At 62.7% G+C, this 201-nt stretch carries 1 protein-coding gene; it reads right to left on the bottom strand.

Annotation, left to right across the window (positions count from 1 at the left end):
• The coding region (locus IF89_RS0137445) for an IS3 family transposase (RefSeq protein ID WP_158718200.1) at positions 1–201 on the bottom strand (201 nt) is incomplete at both ends.

Genomic DNA, 201 nt, shown 5'->3' with positions numbered 1-201 from the left:
GAGCGAGTCTATGTTCTCGCTGGTGCTGCTGTTCGAACTCGACGGGTGACAGGTAGCCGAGGCTGCTGTGACGCCTGCGGGCGTTGTAGTAGGTGAGCCGCTGGAAGATTTCCAGCCTGGCCTGACGCACCGTCGCGAACGCCTCCTGCATCGTCTCTCTCTTCAGGCCTTGCCAGAAGCTCTCGGCCAGGGCGCTGTCGT

Source organism: Streptomyces sp. NRRL F-2664 (genome assembly GCF_000719345.1).
Lineage (GTDB): Bacteria > Actinomycetota > Actinomycetes > Streptomycetales > Streptomycetaceae > Streptomyces.
The sequence above is the reverse complement of the archived record's forward strand: the minus strand, read 5'-3'. Positions and strand labels throughout refer to the sequence as shown.